15 protein-coding genes and 1 pseudogene are annotated in these 18,001 nt (G+C 73.8%); 6 read left to right on the forward strand and 10 right to left on the reverse strand.

Annotated features, from left to right (window positions below):
- Positions 1-163 precede the first annotated feature (163 nt).
- The 3 genes and pseudogenes from ACS04_RS09660 to ACS04_RS09670 all read left to right on the forward strand — a co-directional run bounded on the left by ACS04_RS09660 (position 164) and on the right by ACS04_RS09670 (position 4,672).
- Positions 164-1,402, forward strand: a complete 1,239-nt coding sequence (locus tag ACS04_RS09660; protein WP_048476132.1) for a flavin-containing monooxygenase — start codon at positions 164-166, stop codon at positions 1,400-1,402.
- A gap of 176 nt (positions 1,403-1,578) precedes the next feature.
- Entirely contained in the window at positions 1,579-3,813 is a 2,235-nt protein-coding gene (locus tag ACS04_RS09665; RefSeq protein WP_048476133.1) for an acetate--CoA ligase family protein, read from the forward strand.
- A 56-nt stretch (positions 3,814-3,869) separates the two neighbouring features.
- Positions 3,870-4,672, forward strand: a pseudogene (locus ACS04_RS09670) (enoyl-CoA hydratase/isomerase family protein).
- A 9-nt stretch (positions 4,673-4,681) separates the two neighbouring features.
- On the opposite strand, the gene ACS04_RS09675 reads toward ACS04_RS09670, so the two are convergent.
- Positions 4,682-5,473, reverse strand: coding sequence for a VOC family protein (locus ACS04_RS09675; RefSeq protein ID WP_048476134.1), 792 nt, complete (start codon positions 5,471-5,473; stop codon positions 4,682-4,684).
- Between the two features lie 144 nt (positions 5,474-5,617).
- Positions 5,618-6,514: a hypothetical protein gene (locus ACS04_RS35250; protein WP_053080731.1), complete on the reverse strand. Its 897-nt coding sequence runs from the start codon at positions 6,512-6,514 to the stop codon at positions 5,618-5,620.
- A 136-nt stretch (positions 6,515-6,650) separates the two neighbouring features.
- Between ACS04_RS35250 and ACS04_RS09685 the strand changes: the two genes are divergently transcribed.
- Positions 6,651-7,277 carry a flavin reductase family protein gene (locus tag ACS04_RS09685; RefSeq protein ID WP_048476135.1) on the forward strand — a complete coding sequence of 209 codons (627 nt, stop codon included), beginning with the start codon at positions 6,651-6,653 and terminating at the stop codon, positions 7,275-7,277.
- Positions 7,278-7,357: 80 nt separating this feature from the next.
- Here ACS04_RS09685 and ACS04_RS09690 read toward each other — a convergent pair whose 3' ends face one another.
- From ACS04_RS09690 to ACS04_RS09700, 3 genes are read right to left on the reverse strand one after another with little or no spacing between them, the layout of a single operon-like run.
- Positions 7,358-8,425 (reverse strand): Zn-dependent alcohol dehydrogenase, encoded by a 1,068-nt coding sequence (locus tag ACS04_RS09690; protein ID WP_048476136.1) that lies wholly within the window; start codon positions 8,423-8,425, stop codon positions 7,358-7,360.
- A complete protein-coding gene (locus ACS04_RS09695) occupies positions 8,422-9,660 on the reverse strand; it encodes an acyl-CoA dehydrogenase family protein (protein ID WP_048476137.1) in 1,239 nt (412 codons plus the stop codon). Before ACS04_RS09695 ends, ACS04_RS09690 begins: the two co-directional genes overlap by 4 nt.
- A gap of 15 nt (positions 9,661-9,675) precedes the next feature.
- Positions 9,676-10,596, reverse strand: a complete 921-nt coding sequence (locus ACS04_RS09700; RefSeq protein WP_048476138.1) for an SDR family oxidoreductase — start codon at positions 10,594-10,596, stop codon at positions 9,676-9,678.
- Positions 10,597-10,715: 119 nt separating this feature from the next.
- Between ACS04_RS09700 and ACS04_RS09705 the strand changes: the two genes are divergently transcribed.
- Both ACS04_RS09705 and ACS04_RS09710 read left to right on the forward strand, forming a co-directional pair.
- Positions 10,716-11,642, forward strand: a complete 927-nt coding sequence (locus ACS04_RS09705; RefSeq protein ID WP_048476168.1) for a cyclase family protein — start codon at positions 10,716-10,718, stop codon at positions 11,640-11,642.
- A gap of 97 nt (positions 11,643-11,739) precedes the next feature.
- Positions 11,740-12,528, forward strand: coding sequence for a VOC family protein (locus ACS04_RS09710; RefSeq protein WP_048476139.1), 789 nt, complete (start codon positions 11,740-11,742; stop codon positions 12,526-12,528).
- A gap of 119 nt (positions 12,529-12,647) precedes the next feature.
- Here ACS04_RS09710 and ACS04_RS09715 read toward each other — a convergent pair whose 3' ends face one another.
- From ACS04_RS09715 to ACS04_RS09735, 5 genes are all read right to left on the reverse strand, one after another.
- Complete coding sequence (locus ACS04_RS09715) at positions 12,648-13,229, reverse strand: hypothetical protein (protein ID WP_048476140.1); 582 nt, start codon at positions 13,227-13,229, stop codon at positions 12,648-12,650.
- 722 nt (positions 13,230-13,951) lie between these two features.
- Complete coding sequence (locus tag ACS04_RS09720) at positions 13,952-14,386, reverse strand: ATP-binding protein (RefSeq protein ID WP_048476141.1); 435 nt, start codon at positions 14,384-14,386, stop codon at positions 13,952-13,954.
- Positions 14,387-14,730: 344 nt separating this feature from the next.
- Positions 14,731-15,636: an acyl-CoA dehydrogenase family protein gene (locus ACS04_RS09725; protein WP_048476169.1), complete on the reverse strand. Its 906-nt coding sequence runs from the start codon at positions 15,634-15,636 to the stop codon at positions 14,731-14,733.
- Between the two features lie 5 nt (positions 15,637-15,641).
- The gene (locus tag ACS04_RS09730) at positions 15,642-16,805 is read right to left on the reverse strand and encodes an acyl-CoA dehydrogenase family protein (RefSeq protein ID WP_048476142.1); all 1,164 of its coding nucleotides are present in this window, start codon (positions 16,803-16,805) and stop codon (positions 15,642-15,644) included.
- Positions 16,805-17,998, reverse strand: coding sequence for an amidohydrolase family protein (locus ACS04_RS09735; RefSeq protein WP_048476143.1), 1,194 nt, complete (start codon positions 17,996-17,998; stop codon positions 16,805-16,807). The genes ACS04_RS09730 and ACS04_RS09735 overlap by 1 nt, the downstream gene beginning before the upstream one ends.
- Positions 17,999-18,001 lie beyond the last annotated feature (3 nt).

The following is an 18,001-nucleotide window of genomic DNA, read 5'->3' on the forward strand; positions in this document are numbered from 1 at the left end:
GCCCGCCGACCCGCCCCGGCCCACCGGCCCGCCGGCCCGCCCGCCCACCGGCCCACCGGCCCACGGCCCGCCGTGCACCCCGCCGGCGGCCGTGATCGATCCGCAATCGATTCCCCGCTCGTCCGAGACCCATCAACGCTGTGTGTCGATACGCTCACCCCTCATGCCCGCAGTCCCCGAAACCCCCGACATGTCCACCCAGCCCCGCCCGGTCTACGTGATCGGCGCCGGGCCCGGCGGCCTCGCGGCGGCCGCCGCGCTGCGCGCCCGCGGGGTGCGCGCGGTGGTCGTCGAGAAGTCCGCCGTCGTCGGCGCCTCCTGGCGGGGGCACTACGACCGGCTCCACCTGCACACCACGCGCCGGCTCTCCGCCCTCCCGGGGCTCGCCATGCCGCGCCGGTTCGGGCGGTGGGTGTCGCGGGACGACGTGGTGCGGTACCTGGAGAAGTACGCCGAGTTCCACGAGCTGGAGCTCGTCACCGGCGTCGAGGTGACCCGCATCGACCCCGCCCCCGGCGGGGACGGCTGGCTGCTGCACGCCAGCGGCGGCCGGGTGCTCGACGCCCGCGCCGTCGTCGTCGCCACCGGGTTCAACCACACGCCCGCGCTCCCCGACTGGCCGGGCCGGGACACGTACACCGGGGAGCTGGTGCACGCCCGCGAGTACCGCAACGCCGCGCCGTACGAGGGTCGGGACGTACTCGTCGTCGGCGCCGGCAACACCGGCGCCGAGTTGGCCGTCGACCTCGCCGAGGGCGGGGCCGCGCGGGTGCGGCTCGCCGTGCGCACCGCCCCGCACATCGTGCGCCGCTCCACCGCGGGCTGGCCCGCGCAGCGCACCGGGATCCTGGTGCGGCGGCTGCCCGTACGGCTCGTGGACCGGGTCGGCGCGCTCGTCGCCAAGGCGTCCGTACCCGATCTGACGGCACACGGACTCCCCCGCCCCGACACCGGCCTGTACAGCAGGGTCAAGGAGGGCGCGATCCCGGTCCAGGACGTCGGCCTGATCGACGCGGTCCGCGCGGGGCGGGTGGAACCGGTCGCGGCCGTGGCCTCCTTCGAGGGCGCGCGGGTCATGCTCGCCGACGGCTCGCACATCACCCCCGACGCGGTGGTGGCGGCCACCGGATACCGCCGCGGCCTGGAGGGGCTGGTCGGGCACCTGGACGTGCTCGACGGGCGCGGCCGTCCCCGTACGCACGGACCGCGCACCCCCGCACAGGCCCCCGGCCTGTACTTCACCGGCTTCTCCAACCCCATCAGCGGCATGTTCCGCGAGATGGCCCTGGACGCGGAGAAGATCGCCAAGGCCGTGGCCCGCCGCGTGGGGCCCCGCACCGGCCTCCCGCCGGCCGCGCCCCTCCCGGACACGGGCCTGCGTCCGGTCGACCCCCTCGCCTGAGACGCGTACGGGCGCGGCCGAATCGCGCCCTGGACCGCTCCCGGCGGGATCTGTCACCGTTCCACACACCACCTCCACCAGCTTTCCTGCGCAGCACTGTTCCTGACGACGCGTCAGTTCAGTAATCTGACTACGCGTCAGTTATTGAGGTTCATCGAGCAGGAGCGGGCGGAACGATGCTTGGATCTACTCACGGCACCCTCACCACCGACTTCCGCGCACGTGTCGAGGCCTGCGGGGAGACCCCCAGGTCGGCCGTCCACTCCACGGCGGCCCCCTCCGCCGCGGACGCGGTCGCGGTGGACGTCAGCGGACGGCCCCTGCACGCCGACGTCCCCGACCTGGACCGGTTCTTCCGGCCCGAGTCGGTGGCCGTCATCGGCGCCTCCGACGCCGACGGCAGACCGAACACCGGCATCACCCGCCGCCTCATCGCCTGGGCTGAGCGCGTCGGCGCCCGGATCCACCCCGTGCACCCCACCCGCCCCACCGTTTTCGGGCTGACCTGCCACGCGTCGGTGGCCGACCTGCCCGAACAGGTGGACCTCGCCGTCCTCCTCGTCGGCGATCCGCTGCCGGTGATCGAGGAACTGGCCGAGGCCAAGGTGAAGTTCGCCGTCGCCTTCGCCGCGGGTTTCGCCGAGACCGGCGCGGCCGGCGCCGCCGCCCAGGAGCGGCTCGCGGCGGCCGTCCGCCGCTCGGGCCTGCGCCTCCTCGGCCCCAACACCAACCTCAATGCCTTCGAGGAGTTCCGTGAGGACCTCGACGGCCCGGCGATCGCGCTGATCACCCAGTCCGGCCACCAGGGCCGGCCCGTCTACACCCTCCAGGAGCTGGGCATCCGGCTCTCCCACTGGGCTCCGACGGGCAACGAGGCCGACCTGGAGACCTCCGACTTCATCTCCTACTTCGCCGAGCGGCCCGAGGTGGGCGCCATCGCCTGCTACGTGGAAGGCCTCAAGGACGGCCGCCGGTTCCTCCTGGCAGCCGACCGCGCGGCCCGGGCCGGCGTCCCCGTCGTCGCCGTCAAGGTCGGCCGCACCGAGACCGGCGCCCGCACGGCCGCCTCCCACACCGGGAAGCTGACCGGCGCCGACACCGTCGTGGACGCCGCGATGCGCCAGTTCGGCGTCATCCGCGTCGACGGGCTGGACGAGCTCCAGGACACCGCCGCGCTGCTCGCCCGGGCCCGCAAGCCGCTGGCCGACGGGGTCGTCGTGTACTCCATCTCCGGTGGCACCGGAGCCCACTTCTGCGACCTGGCGACCGAGGCGGGGCTGACGCTGCCCACCCTCTCCCAGGCCCGGCAGGACGAACTCCACCAGTGGATCCCGGAGTACCTGAACGTCGCCAACCCCGTGGACAACGGCGGCCACCCGGTCGGCGACTGGCGCGGCCGCAAGATCATCGACGCGATCCTCGCCGATCCGGCCGTGGGAATCCTGATCTGCCCGATCACCGGGCCCTTCCCCCCGATGAGCGACAAGCTGGCCCAGGACCTGGTCGACGCGGCGGAGCGGACGGACAAGCTGATCTGCGTGGTCTGGGGCTCGCCGGTCGGCACCGAGGAGGCCTACCGCACCACCCTGCTCGGCTCCTCCCGCGTCGCCACGTTCCGTACGTTCGGCAACTGCATCACCGCCGTACGCGCCTACCTCGGCCACCACCGCTTCACGGCCGGCTACCGCTCCCCCTTCGAGGAGGCGCCGCGGACCCCGTCCCCCTCGTACCGCAAGGCGCAGGCGCTCATGCGGCCGGGCCAGCAGCTCAGCGAGCACGCGGCGAAGCAGCTGCTGCGGGCGTACGGGATACGGGTGCCCCGCGAGCAGCTCGTGACCAGCGCGGCGGCGGCGGTACGGGCCGCGGGGCTGGTGGGCTACCCGGTGGTGATGAAGGCCTCGGGGCCCCAGCTCGGGCACAAGACGGAGCTGGGCCTGGTCAAGATCGGCCTGACCTCGGCGAGCCAGATCCGCGACGCCTACCGCGAGCTCACGGACATCGCCCGCTACGAGAACGTCCCGCTGGACGGCATCCTCGTCTGCCAGATGGTGGAGCGGGGCGTCGAGATGGTCGTCGGCGTCACCCAGGACCAGCTCTTCGGCCCGACGGTGACGGTGGGCCTGGGCGGGGTGCTGGTGGAGGTCCTGCACGACGCGGCGGTCCGCGTCCCGCCGTTCGGCGAGGACCAGGCGCGGGCGATGCTGACGGAGCTGCGCGGCCACGCCCTGCTGGAGGGCGTGCGGGGAGCCCCGCCGGCCGACGTGGACGCGCTGGTGGAGGTGGTGCTCCGGGTCCAGCGGATGGCGCTCGAACTGGACGGCGTCCTCTCGGAACTGGACATCAACCCGCTGATGGTCCTCCCCCGCGGCCAGGGCGCGGTGGCCCTGGACGCACTCGCCGTCTGCCGCTGATCCGCCGCCGCGCGGGGCCGCACCGACCGTCCCCCTTCCGAACGGGAGTCCACCCCATGACCAGCGCCCCCGCCGAAGAAGTGCTGCACCGCATCGAGAGCGGCGTCTCGTGGATCACCCTCAACCGGCCGCACGCCATGAACGCCGTCACCTGGGACCAGCGCGAGCGCGTCATCGGGCTGCTCGCCGAGGCCGGCGCCGACCCCGGCGTGCGGGCCGTCGTCGTCCCGCCCCCGGCAAGGGCTTCTGCGCGGGCGCGGATCTGCGCGGTGCCCCCGCCGCACCGGGCGAGCGCCTCGCCGGCGACGTCGCCCGCATGATCCGGCTCGGCGCGCAGCGCCTGATCACCGCCGTGCTCGACTGCGAGAAGCCGGTGCTCGCGGCCGTCAACGGGACGGCCGCCGGCATCGGCGCTCACCTCGCGCTCGCCTGCGACCTCGTCATCGCCGCCGAATCGGCGCGCTTCATCGAGGTGTTCGTCCGCCGCGGCCTGGTCCCCGACGGCGGCGGCGCGTACCTGCTCCCGCGCCTCGTCGGACCGCAGAAGGCCAAGGAGCTCATGTTCTTCGGCGACGCCGTCCCGGCGGCCGAGGCCGCGCGCCTCGGCCTCGTCAACCGGGTCGTTCCCGACGCGGAGCTGGAGGCGACCGCCCGCTCGTGGGCCGAGCGCCTCGCGCAGGGCCCGACCCGCGCCGTCGCCCTGACCAAGCAGCTGGTGAACGCCTCCCTGGACGGCGGGCGGGCGGCCGCGCTGGCCGCCGAGGCCATCGCTCAGGAGATCAACATGACCACCGCCGACGCGAACGAGGGCGTGGCCTCGTTCGTGGAGCGCCGCTCGCCCAAGTACCTCGGCCGCTGACCGGGTGCCTCACATCATCGGGTCCGGCTTCAGCAGGGCGAACACGGCTCCGGACGGGTCAGCGACCCACGCGATCCGGCCGACGCCCGGCACGTCCACGGCCGGCATGAGCACCGAACCGCCGTTGCCGCCCGCCGCCGCCACCGTCGCGTCGACGTCCGCGACGTTGAAGTACGGGACCCAGCGCGGCTTCTCGACGCCGTCGCCCGCCCCGTCGCCCATGGGAGCGACCCCGCCGAAGGAGGTCTGCTGCTGGTCGCCGTCCTTGAGGCTCAGCACGCGGTACGTCATCCCGGGCGTCTGCATGTCCTGGCTGCGCCAGCCGAAGACACCGTTGTAGAAGGTGATGGCCGCGGCCGGGTCCGGCACGTGCAGCTCCGCCCACACCAGGCTGTTCTCGTCGGAGACCTTCCCCAGTCCGGCGGTCTTGCCGGGCTGCCAGAGCGCGAACTCGGCGCCCTGCGGGTCGGTGGCCTGGGCGAGCCAGCCCTCGCCCATGACGTCCATGGGCTCCATCCGGATCTTCCCGCCGCCGGACCGGACGGCCGAGACCGTGGCCTGGATGTCGTCGGCCTTGAAGTGCAGCATCCAGGCGGAACTCGCCCCCTCCTCGGTGAGCGGCCCGAGGGCGGCGACGGTCTTGCCGTCCGACTGGAAGAACCCGTACCCGCCGGCGTCCGGGCCCAGGTCGGTGAAGGTCCAGCCGAAGACGGTGCTGTAGAACCCCGCGGCGCCGGTGGTGTCGGGGCTGCCGAGGTCGAGCCAGACGGGCGATCCGAGACGGTAGTCGGTGCCGAGCATGGGAGTCCTCCTGAGGAACGGGTGGATCGGGATCGGGCCGGGGGCCACGATGCCGACCTGCCGCGGGGCGGCCCGGCGTACGGGTCCAGGCGGGGCAGTGGATTCACCCGTACGGGCGCCTGCGCGGGGACCGCCCCGCCCCGGCTACCGGCGGTGCAGGGTTTCGGCGTACCGGGGGTGGAGGTCGTCCGGATCGCCCATGACGCAGAACACCTCGGGCCGTTCGGCCGTGCCGGCCGCCTGCCAGTCGCGCAGGGGGCCGCAGCCCTCGATCGTGAGCGTGACGCGGTCGCGCGTCCGGTCGAAGAGGCCGCCGGCCTCCCGCCCCGGCTCGAACTCCCACGTCCCGGTCCCCGAGCACGTGCCCCACAGCCCGGCCGGCGCGACCAGGGGCAGGTTCTCGGCCACGGCCTCGCCCCGCTCCCCCAGCCGCAGCCGGTACGCGCCCCCGCCGCCGGTCCACTCCCCGGCGTACTGCCCCCGTTCCAGCCGGGGCGGCTCGTACGCGCCGAGCCCGGTACGGTCCTGGAGGAAGGCGCCGAACGCGCACAGGAGCAGGGCCGCCCCGGTGACGGCGCCGACTCGGGCCGCCATCCCGGTCCAGCCGAGCGACCGGTGGTGCGCGTACGAGGCCGCGGCGACCGGGAGCACCCCGGCGCCCGCGATCCACAGCAGTGTCCGGCCGTACGGCAGGTCCCAGCCGGCCGCCGCGCACCCCGCGTAGGCGGCCGCGAGACCGGCCGCGAAGAGCGGCGCCCACCGCGGGTCGCCCAGCGCTCGCGTCAGCGCCATCACCGGCAGGGTGAACAGCACCCGGTGCAGGTACGCGGCCAGGACCACCACGAGGAACATCGGCGCCGCCGCGGCGAAGACGGCGGAACCGATGCCGAGGCCGTGGTCGTCGCGCATGCCGGAGGTGGCGAGGAAGAGCGCTCCCGCCACGACGCACTGCCCGGTGAAGGCCAGCTCCGATCCGGTCGACAGCCGCGGGCGGCCGCCCGCGCGCGCGGCCGGTTCCGTGTGCACGTCCGGTATCCCCATGCCCCCGCCCCCATGGATTGAACGCGTTCAATTCATGGGGACGATACACCTTCCCCCTTTCCGAGTCACCCGTCCGCGCCCCTTCCCATCTGACGGAGCGTCAGCTTCAATCGGTGGCGTGATGGGACACGCAGGGATGGCGGCCACCGTCGTCCGATACCTCAGGTCCGTCGGCTCCCCCACCTCCGCCCCCTCGGAGCGGGATCCGGACGCCGGCCGCGTCGACGCGCTGCCGCGCCCCGATCTGCGGGCCGTCGGCGAGGACGAGCGCGCACCCGTCAGCCCCGCCGAGTTCCGGTCCGTACTCGGGAACTTCGCCAGCGGGGTCACCGTCATCACCGCCCCGGCGGCCGAGGGCGAGGACGGCCCGGCCGGGTTCGCCTGCCAGTCCTTCGCCTCGCTGTCGCTCGACCCGCCGCTGGTCACGTTCATGGTGGCCCGGACCTCGACCACCTGGCCCCGCATCGCCCGCGCCGGGGTTTTCTGCGTCAACATCCTCGGCGCCGAGCAGGGCGGACTGTGCCGGGCCTTCGCCGTCAGCGGCGCCGACAAGTTCGCGGGCGTCGCGCACACCCCGGCCCCCGTGACCGGATCACCGCAGCTCGACGCCGTGCCCGCCTGGATCGACTGCCGCGTCCACGCCGTGCACACCGGCGGGGACCACCTGATCGTGGTCGGCCGGGTCGAGGCCATGGGCGCCGCCGGCGAGGACGGCCCGCTCCTGTTCCACAAGGGCCGTTTCGGCCGCCTCGCCGCCGACTGACCCCGCGTACTGCGCGACGAGCGAAGTTCCCGCCTCCGGACGGCCGGAGGCGGGGTCTTCGGCCCTCGCGCCGCACGCGCTCAGAACGTGAGCACGCCCCGCGCCACCCGGCCGTGCCGGGCGTCGTCCACGGCCTTGGCGAAGTCCTCGACCGGGTAGGTCTCCGTGACCAGTTCGTCGAGCAGCAGCCTGCCCTGCCGGTAGAGCTCCGCGTACAGGGCGATGTCCCGCTGCGGACGGGAGGAGCCGTACCGGCAGCCCATGATCGTCTTGTCCAGGTACATGGACGACACCATGAAGGAGGCCTCCTCCTTGAACCCCGGCACCCCGAGCAGGATCGCCTGCCCGTGCCGGTCCAGGAGGTCGACGGCCTGGCGGATCAGCTTGACGCTGCCCACGCACTCGAAGGCGTGGTCGGCACCCGTCGGGAGGATCTCGCGCACCGCCGCCGGGGAGTCGGGTACGGCCGACGCGTCGATGAAGTGCGTGGCCCCGAACTGCCGGGCCACCGCCTCCTTCGCCGGGTTCGCGTCCACCGCCACGATGGTGCCCGCGCCCGCGATCCGCGCGCCCTGGATCACGTTGAGTCCGATGCCGCCCGTGCCGATGACGACCACCGACTCGCCGTGGCCGACGCGGGCCCGGTTCAGTACGGCGCCCACGCCCGTCAGGACACCGCAGCCGATGAGCGCCGCCGACGTCGGCGGGATGTCGGCCGGGATCTTCACGGCCTGGACGGCCTTGACGATCGTCCGCTCCGCGAAGGCCGAGTTCGAAGCGAACTGGAACAGCGGCCTGCCGCCCCGCGAGAACGGCTGCCCCGGCATCCCGATCGCCTTGCGGCACATGGTCGGCCGGCCCCGGTCGCAGTCGGCGCAGGCACCGCAGTTGGCCAGCGTCGACAGGGAGACGTGGTCGCCCGGCGCCACATGCGTCACACCCGGACCGACCGCTTCCACCACCCCCGCGCCCTCGTGCCCCAGGACCACCGGCGGCGGGAAGGGTATGGTCCCGTCGATCACCGACAGGTCGCTGTGGCACAGCCCGGCCGCCGAGATCGCGACCAGCACCTCCCCCGGCCCCGGATCGCGGATCTCCAGATCCTCGACCACCTGGACCTGCTTTCCGTCGAAGACGACGCCTCTCACCTGGGCTCCTTAGGCAGGCCGAGCACACGCTCGGCGATGATGTTCCGCTGGATCTCGTCCGAGCCGCCGTAGATCGTGTCGGCGCGGGTGAACAGGAACAGGCGCTGCTCCTCGTCGAGTCCGAGTTCGTACGGCGTCCCGGGCCCCCAGTCGGCCGGCCCGGCCGAGGCCCCGGCCCCGCGGACCGCCACCGCCAGCTCGCCGAGCCGCCGGTGCCAGCCGCCCCACAGCAGCTTGGCCACGCTGGGCGCGCCCGGATCGCCGGCGGAGCCGAGGGTGCGCAGGGCGTTCCAGCGCATCGCGCGCAGCTCGGCCCACTGCCGTACGAGGCGTTCGCGCAGTACGGGATCCCCGGACCCGCCCGCGCCGCCCGGGCCGCCCGCGCCGCCCGGGCCGCACGCAGCCACGTACGCCCCGACCACCCGCTCCAGCTCCGCCGCGAACCCGATCTGCTGGACCAGCGTCGAGACCCCGCGTTCCAGGGCGAGCAGTCCCATGGCCACGGTCCAGCCGTTGCCCTCACCCCCGACGACCTCGGCCGCCACCGCCCCGTCGAAGAACACCTCGTTGAACTCGCTCGTCCCCGACATCTGGCGGATCGGCCGGACCTCGACCCGCCCCGGCTGGTCCATCCGCACGAGCAGGAAGGACAGTCCGCGGTGACGGCGCGAGCCCGGTTCGGTCCGGGCCAGGACGAAGCACCAGTCGGCCTCCCGGGCCAGCGAGGTCCAGATCTTCTGCCCGGTGACCCGCAGCAGCCCGTCGGCCGCGTCCCGTACCGCGGTGGTACGGATCCCCGCGAGGTCGGACCCGGCGTCCGGCTCGCTGTACCCCTGGCACCACAGCTCCTCGCCGCGCGCGATGCCCGGCAGGAAGCGGTCCCGCTGCTCCGGGGACCCGTACGCGATCAGGGTCGGCGCGAGCAGGTTCTCCCCGATGTGGCCGACCCGGCCGGGCGCGCGCAGCGCCGCGTACTCCTCGGCCCAGACCACCTGGCCGGTCAGCGAGAGCCGCTGCTGCCCGTACGCCCCGGACGGCAGCTCCCAGCCCTGGCCGATCCAGCCGCCCCGGCCCAGCTCGCGCTCCCAGGCGCGCCGGGCCCCGACCCCTTCGTGCTCGCTGCCGGGCCCGCCGAGGCCGAGGGCGTCCGCGTACGGGCCCACCAGGTGCCCGGTGAGCCAGGAGCGGGCGCGGGCGCGCAGCTCCTCGTCCTCGGCCCCGAAGCTGAAGTCCATGTCGTCCGGGCCCCCCTACGCGTTGGGGCGGTCCTTGGCGGCCGCCGCCTTGGCCATGGCCTCCAGCTGCGCCAGCATCGGCATCGGGTCGGTGCCCACCGTCCCGGGCAGGAAGTCGGCGATCTTCTCGGGGGTCCATGAGCCCTCGGCGTAGCCGGCGCGCAGTTCGCGCGGCTGTGCCCAGACGGCGATCTTCGGTCCGGCGATCGTGTAGACCTGCCCGGTGATCCTCTCGCCGCCGACGGCCACGGCCTTGTCGGAGAGCAGGTAGGTGACGAGCGCCGCGACGTCCTCGGGCTCGCCGATCTCCTTGAGCTCCATGGGGACGCCCGCCGACATCCGGGTCCGGGCGACGGGCGCGACGGCGTTGGCGGTGACCCCGTACTTGGCCAGCCCGAGCGCGGCGGAGCGGACGAGGGAGATGATCCCGCCCTTGGCGGCGCTGTAGTTGGCCTGGGCGACGGAGCCCTGGTGGTTGCCGCTGGTGAAGCCGATGAGGGTGCCGCAACCCTGGCGGCGCATGACGGCCGAGGCCGCGCGGAAGACGGTGAAGGTGCCCTTGAGGTGGGTGGCGACGACCGGGTCCCACTCCTCCTCGGACATGTTGAACAGCATCCGCTCGCGCAGGATGCCGGCGACGCACACGACGCCGTCGACGCGGCCGAACCGCGTGAGGGCGGTGTCGACGATGCGCTGGCCGCCCGCCATGGTCGAGATGTCGTCGGCGACGGCGACGGCCTCGCCGCCGGCGGCCACTATCTCCTTCACGACGCCGTCGGCTACCTCGCTCGTCGGCTCCCCGCCCCCGATGCCGACGCCGTAGTCGTTGACGACGACCTTGGCGCCCTCCGCGGCCGCCGCGAGGGCCACGGCCCGCCCGATGCCCCGGCCCGCGCCGGTGACGGCCACGACCTTGCCGGCCAAGAAGTTCCCCACGCCCGACCCCTTCCCGCGTTTTCTGACGGTCCGTTAGATTCTATGACCAGGCGGATGCCAAGACACAAGCCCCAGTCGGCCACAGTTGCCCCGGCGCACCCCAGGAGCTGATGGAAGCCATGACCATGCCCCCCGAGTTCCACGACATCGCCAAGCGCGTCAACAACTGGGGCCGCTGGGGCGCCGACGACGAGATCGGCACCCTGAACCTGATCACCGACGAGGTCGTACGGGCGGCCGCCGCCGAGATCCGCACGGGCCGCCGGATCCCGCTCGCGCTCCCGCTCAAGGAGGACGGGGTCCAGGCCGGCCTGATCCCCGGCCGGGTCAACCCCCTGCACACGATGGTGCAGATCAACCAGGAGCTGTTCGGGCCGGGCACGGTGGCGTGCAGCGACGACGCCGTGACGATGGGGCTCCAGTCGGCCACCCACTGGGACGCCCTCACGCACGTCTCGCACTCGGGCCGCATCTACAACGGCCGCCCCGCGTCCACGATCACCGCGCACGCGCGCGCCGAGTTCAGCGGCATCGACAAGGCCGGCCACATCGTCTCGCGGGGCGTCCTGCTGGACGTGGCCCGCGCCAAGGGCCTGGACCGGCTGCCGGGCGGCCACGCGGTGACCCCGGAGGACCTGGCGCAGGCGGAGGAGTTCGGCGGGGTGACCGTCCGCCCCGGCGACATCGTCCTGGTGCGCACCGGCCAGATCCAGGTCTACCTGGCGGGCGACAAGCACGGCTACGGCTTCCCCTCGCCCGGGCTGTCCGTCCGCACCCCGCAGTGGTTCCACGCGCGCGACGTGGCGGCGGTGGCGAACGACACCCTGACCTTCGAGATCTTCCCCCCGGAGATCGAGAACCTGTGGCTGCCGGTGCACGCGCTGGACCTGGTGGAGATGGGCATGCACCAGGGCCAGAACTGGAACCTCGAAAAGTTGTCCACAGCCTGTGCAGAAGAGAACCGGTACGCCTTCCTGCTGTCGGCCATGCCGGAGCCCTTCGTCGGCGGCGTCGGCACCCCGGTCGCCCCCGTGGCCGTCCTCTGAGCGCGTTCAGCCGTACGGCCCGATTCGGGCGGTGGGGGCGGGGTAGGGAGCGCCCGTCCCCTCCTCATCGGCAGCCCCGGAGGCATCCGTGCCCGACATGAACGGCCCCTACCGGGCCGGCACCCCCTGCTGGATCGACCTGATGGTCCCCGACCAGCAGGCGGCCCTCGACTTCTACCGCGACCTCTTCGGCTGGCAGGGCGAGATCGGCCCGCCGGAGACCGGCGGCTACTCCGTCTGCACCCTCAAGGGCAAGCCGGTGGCCGGGATCATGCGCGCGTCCGACCCGGACGGCTCCGTCCCGGACCCGATGCCGCCGACCATGTGGACCACGTACCTGGCCACCGACTCCATCGACTCCACCCTCAAGGCGGTCCCCGAAGCGGGCGGCACGGTGGTGATGGGCCCGATGGACGTCATGGACCTCGGGCGGATGGCCGTCATCACCGACCCGACCGGCGCCTCCGTCGGCCTCTGGCAGTACGGCACCTTCGCCGGGGCGGGCATCGTCAACGAGCACGGCGCGCTGATCTGGAACGAGCTGACGACCGGCGACGTCGACGCCGCGGCCGCGTTCTACTCCGCCGTGCTGCCGCTGACCACGGCGAAGTCGCAGATGCCGGGCGCCGAGGAGTACACGGAGTTCCAGGTCGGGGGCCGGGCGATCGGCGGGATGATGGACCTCGCCTCCATGCCGACCGGCGTTCCGCCGCACTGGCTCCCGTACTTCGCCGTCGACGACGTCGACAGCGTCCAGGCGGCCCTGGTCCGGGCCGGCGGCACCGTCAAGGCCCCTGCGTTCGACATGGCGGCCGGCCGCATGGCCGTCCTCGCCGACCCCCAGGGCGGCACCTTCGCGGTGATCACCGGAGCCACGCCCGAATAGGCCGCCCGGCCCCGCTGCCGCGCCGGCCCGGCCGTCCGGGCCGGCGCGGCAGCGGGAGGCGGCTCAGCGGTGGCGGCAGCGGTGGCTGTGGCGGCTGCGGCTGCGGCTGCGGCTGCGGCTCAGCGGTAGCGGGCCGCAGAGGCCGCGAAGGGCGCCGCCTCGGCCGGGGTCAGCGCCTCGACGGCGACCCAGGAGAAGTCGGCGAACTCGATGTCCATGCGGCCCTGCAGGAGCGAGGCCTGCGCGCGGACGACGGTGACAGCCGAGCGCGGGACCTCCCAGTACTGCTTCATGACGGGCGTGGACTGCCAGACCGGCGAGACGTCCGCCAGGGCGAACCAGCGGCGGTCGGTCACGACGAGGAGGTCCGCCCCCGAGCCCCGCGCACCGGCCCGGCCGATCAGGAAGCGGCCGGCCTCGCTCTGCCAGCCGCCCTCCATGCCGGGGCCCGCCGCCGGGTCCGGGAGCCGGTCGGCGGCCTGGTCCCGGCGCTCCTCGTGCGCGCGGGCCTTGAAGAACTGCTGGAGGGGGCGGGGGAGCTTCTCCTCCAGCCGCCGGCCGAGCGCCGCCGGCTCCTGGGGCGCGAGCAGGTCCTCCGGCGGGGAAGGCACACCCGGACCCGGCTCGCAGGCACATACGGCGATCAACCGCTCGTCGGGCTGCAGGAAGTCCTCGGCCTGGCGGTGCCGGTCCTGGTTCACGCGCTTGCTCCTACTGCTGAGTAACGTCGAGTGCGCCCCAATTGTCCTCGAAAGTGGAATGCCTTGTTACCACCGGGTCCGAAACCTTCCCGCGGGCCGCATCCCGCGGGCGGACGTCCGCCCGTGCGGGGGTCCTCAGGGTCGCGGCGAGAACACCTCGTCAAGGCAGGTGGCCGGGGGCCCGACGGCGTTCCGGTGGCGGGTCGCGGGCCGCCGTTCACCGCTCCCCGGACGCTCCGGCGGGCAGGGCGGCCGCCACGCGGAAGCCCCCCCCCGGGCCGTGGGCCGGCCCGAAGCGGCCGCCCGGCAGGGTGGCCGGCGTCACCGGCCGCGTACGAGCACGCGTACGGGGCGCTGCGCGCCGGCGCGAGCGGCTTCGCCGTGGAGGACATGGCGCCGGACGGCCTCCTCGCCGCCGTGCGCGTGGTCGCGGCGGGCGATGCCCTCCTCGCGCCGGGCGTCCGGTCGCCCGGGACCGGGTGCACCTGGTCATCAAGGCCTCGAACCGAGCCTGGTCGCGCCGCCCCCGTAGACGCCGGGAGGCGCCGACGGGGGCGGCACGCGAACCAGTGGGTGGCGGCGCAGGGTCGTGCGCGCCCCGAGCGCGGCACGGCAGCCGCCACCCCACGACCCGCACTCGTCAAGGTCTGCCCTTGGCGTCCCCTCGCGACGAATCGCTCAGTACAAGGGTGATCAACAGTTGACGAACCGTCAACACCTCGTTAGAGGTACACGCGCGGTTCCCACGTCGCCCGGCAGTTCTCGGGCTTGTCGGCGCGGTCGACCTCGCACCAGATCCGCTTGCCCGCCCCCTCGCGCTGCCAGCCCCAGCGGTCGGCCAGTCCGTCGACCAGCTCCAGCCCGCGCCCGCCGGTGTCGTCCCCCGCGGCCTGCCGCCGGGCCGGTCCGCGGGAGCTGGTGTCGGCGACCTCGACCCGCACGCCCGGCTCCCCGAAGAGCATTCGCAGGACGGCCGGACAGCCGGTGTGCACGACCGCGTTGGTGACCAGCTCGGAGATCAGCAGGATCAGCGTCTCGGCGAGCGGTTCGTCCTCCCCTATGCCCGACCCGGCCAGCCTGGACCGCGCCCAGCGACGGGCCCGGCCGACCTCGGCGGGGTCCGGCCCTACCTCCAGCTGTACCTGAAGCACCTGCACCGCTCACACCATCCGAACCGGCGGACACTTCGCCTCGCGACAGGACGGGATCACCGACTGTGATCCCCTTGCCGAGCAGCATGGTTGACGTACAGTCACCACAACAAGCGCTTCGGGCATATTCCAGCGCGAAGGAGTAGGCGTGGTGCATACTGCGCGTCGCCCGCGCTGCCGTGCCGCTCGCATTCCCGGGAGCGTACCGGAGCGGGCCCCCGGGACCGGGCCGCAAGGGGCCGGGGCAAGGACACAAACCGATATCAACTCTCCGTAATCGGACATGCGTCCCGGGCCGTCCCGACCGTGCCCCGCCCCACCCCCGCTCCACCCCTTTTCGTGACGGTGAGCTACGTGGCGGCCGAGGCCAGCTCGGCCGCCAGCAGCTCCTGCGCCTCCTCCGCCCTCCGCCACTGCTCGGCGCGCACCCAGGCCCGCTTGAGGTGCAGGTGCACGTCCGCCTCCCACGTGAAGCCCATCCCGCCGTGCACCTGGAGGCAGTCGCGGGCATTGCGCACGGCCGCCTCGTCGGCCAGCAGCTTGGCCCCGGCCGCCTCCCCCGCATCCGCCGTCACCGCGGCCGCGTAGAGGGCCGTACGGGCCACCTCCGCGCGCACCAGCATCTGCGCGCACAGGTGCTTGACCGCCTGGAAGGCCCCGATCGGCTGCCCGAACTGCTCGCGCTCGCCCCCGTGGCGCACCGCCAGCTCCACCGTCCGCAGCGCGCTGCCCACCTGGAGGGCGGCGGTCAGCAGCGCGCCCTCGTCGCGGTACGCCGCCGCCTGCGCGGCGGCCGGCGGGGAGGCCACCCGGTGCAGCGGGGTGAGCGGGTCCGCCGAGGGCACCGGCTCACCCGCGGGGAGCGACGGCGCACCGAGCACCGCGTCCGCCTCCCCGAGGTGGGTCACCAGGGCTCCGCCGAGGTCGAACGCCGTGACCACCGCCGCCCCCTCGGCCGCCCCCGCGACCACCCCGGCCGCCAGGTGCGTGGCGACGAGCGGCCCCGGCAGCAGCGCCCGCCCCGCCTCCTCGAAGACGAGGACCGCCTCGGGCATCCCGAGCCCGACCCCGCCCGCCGCCTCCGGCAGCCGCAGCGCGAAGAACCCGGCCGCTCCGAGCTCCCGCCACAGCCCCCGGTCCAGGGCCCCGCCCGCCTCCACGGAGGCCCGCAGCGCCTCGCGTCCGTACCGGCCCGCCAGCAGGTCCCGTACGCCCGCCCGCAGGTCGCCCTGCTCCTGCGTCAAGCGGAAGTCCACGGCCCTCACCGGCCCTTCGGGAGGCCGAGGATCCGCTCGGCGACGATGTTCCGCTGGATCTGCGAGGTGCCCGCCGCGATCGTGTACGAGAGGGAGGAGAGCCGGTCGAGCATCCACTCCCCGTCCAGCGCGAGGGAGTCCGCGCCCAGCACCTGCGCGGCGGCGTCGTACAGCTCCTGCCGCGCGTGCGAGTAGGCCAGCTTGAAGACGGACCCGCCGACGCCCGGCACCCCGCCCGAGGCCTGCGCCTCGCTGACGTTCCACTGGGTGAGCCGCCACAGGGCGCCGAACTCCCCGTACAGGCGTCCGAGGCGGCGGCGCAGCACCGGATCGTCCCAGCGGCCGTTCGCCTTCGCGGCGCGGGCGAGCCCGCCCAAGGTGCGGCGGCAGGCCACGACCTCGCCGACGAAGGCGGTCCCGCGCTCGAAGGAGAGGGTGACCATGGTGACGCGCCAGCCGTCGTTCTCCTCCCCGACCCGGTTGGCCACGGGGACGCGCACCTCGTCGAGGAACACCTGCGCGAACTCGGCCGACCCGGCGAGGGTGCGCAGCGGCCGCACCGTCACCCCGGGCGCGTCCATGGGCATGGCGAGCCAGGAGATCCCGCGGTGCTTGGGAACGGCCTCGCTGACGGGCTCCGTCCGCACGAGCAGCTCGCACCAGTCGGCGACCTCCGCGTGCGAGGTCCAGATCTTCGAGCCGGTGATCACGTAGTCGTCCCCGTCGCGCACGGCGCGCGTGCGCAGCGCGGCCAGGTCGGAGCCCGCCTCCGGCTCGCTGAACCCCTGGCACCACACCTCGTCCCCGCGCAGTACGGGCGGCAGCCAGCGCGCCCGCTGCGCGGCCGTGCCCTCGGCGGCGATGGTCGGGCCGGCGTGCAGGAGCCCGACGAAGTTGGCGCCGACGTACGGGGCCCCGGCGCGCTCGGTCTCCTCCAGGAAGATCAGGTGCTGGGTGGGGGTGGCCCCGCGCCCGCCCGCGTCCACGGGCCAGTGCAGCCCGGCGTACCCGGCGTCGTACAGCCGGCGCTGCCAGCCCGCGTCGTACGCGCGCCGGCCCGGCCAGTCGTCGGGGGACGGCTTGGCGGGCAGCTCGGGCAGGGTCTTGCCGAGCCAGTCGCGCAGCCGGGCGCGGAACTCCCGCTCCTCGTCGGTGTAGGTCAGATCCATCAGACGAGGTCCAGGCCGAGCATGCGGATGGCGTTGCCGCGCATCAGTTTGTGGACGGTCTCGTCGTCCAGGCCCTTCACGTGGTCGAGGGCGACTTCCTTGGTGTGCGGGAAGGTCGAGTCCACGTGCGGGTAGTCGGTCTCGAAGGTGGCGTTGTCGCGGCCGACGACGTCGAGCGAGGCGATGCCGTGCTTGTCGCGGAAGAAGCAGCAGAACATCTGCCGGTAGTAGTACGTGGACGGCGGCTCGGGGATCAGGTCGCGGACCCCGCCCCAGGCGCGGTGCTCCTGCCAGACGTCGTCGGCGCGTTCGAGGGCGTACGGGATCCAGCCCATCTGGCCCTCGCTGTAGGCCAGCTTCAGCGTCGGGAACTTCACCAGCACCCCGCTGAACAGGAAGTCCATCATCGAGGCCATGGCGTTGTTGAAGCTGAGCGAGGCCTGGACCGCGGGCGGGGCGTCGGGCGAGGCGGCGGGCATCTGGGAGCTGGACCCGATGTGCATGTTGACGACGGTGCCCGTCTCCTGGCACACGGCGAAGAAGGGGTCCCAGTAGCCGGAGTGGATGGAGGGGAGCCCCAGGTAGGTGGGGATCTCGGAGAAGGTCACGGCGCGCACCCCGCGGGCGGCGTTGCGGCGGATCTCGGCGACGGCGAGGTCGATGTCCCAGAGCGGGATGATGCACAGCGGGATGAGCCGGCCGCCGCTGTCGCCGCACCACTCCTCGACCATCCAGTCGTTGTACGCGCGCACGCACGCGAGGGCGACCTCCTTGTCGTGCGCCTCGGCGAAGGTCTGGCCGCAAAAGCGCGGGAAGGTCGGGAAGCAGAGCGAGGCCTCGACGTGGTTGAGGTCCATGTCGGCGAGGCGCGCCGTGGGGTCCCAGCAGCCGCGCCGCATCTCCTCGCGCGTGATGCCTTCGAGGGTCATGTCGTCGCGGTCGAAGCCGACGGCGGCGATGTTGCGCTTGTACGGGAACTTCAGGTCCTCGTAGATCCACCAGTCGGTCGGCGGGCCGTCGGGGTCCATGGAGATCACGTACTTGCCCCCGGTGTACCGGAGCTCGCCGATCCCGGCGGTGACCGCCTTGGGCCCACGGTCTCGGTACCTGGCCGGCAGCCAGACGTCGAACAGGTGCGCGGGTTCGATGACGTGGTCGTCGACGCTGATGATCCGAGGCAGTTCCAGTTCCATGGT

Source organism: Streptomyces roseus (assembly GCF_001044425.1).
Classification (GTDB): Bacteria; Actinomycetota; Actinomycetes; order Streptomycetales; family Streptomycetaceae; genus Streptomyces; species Streptomyces roseus.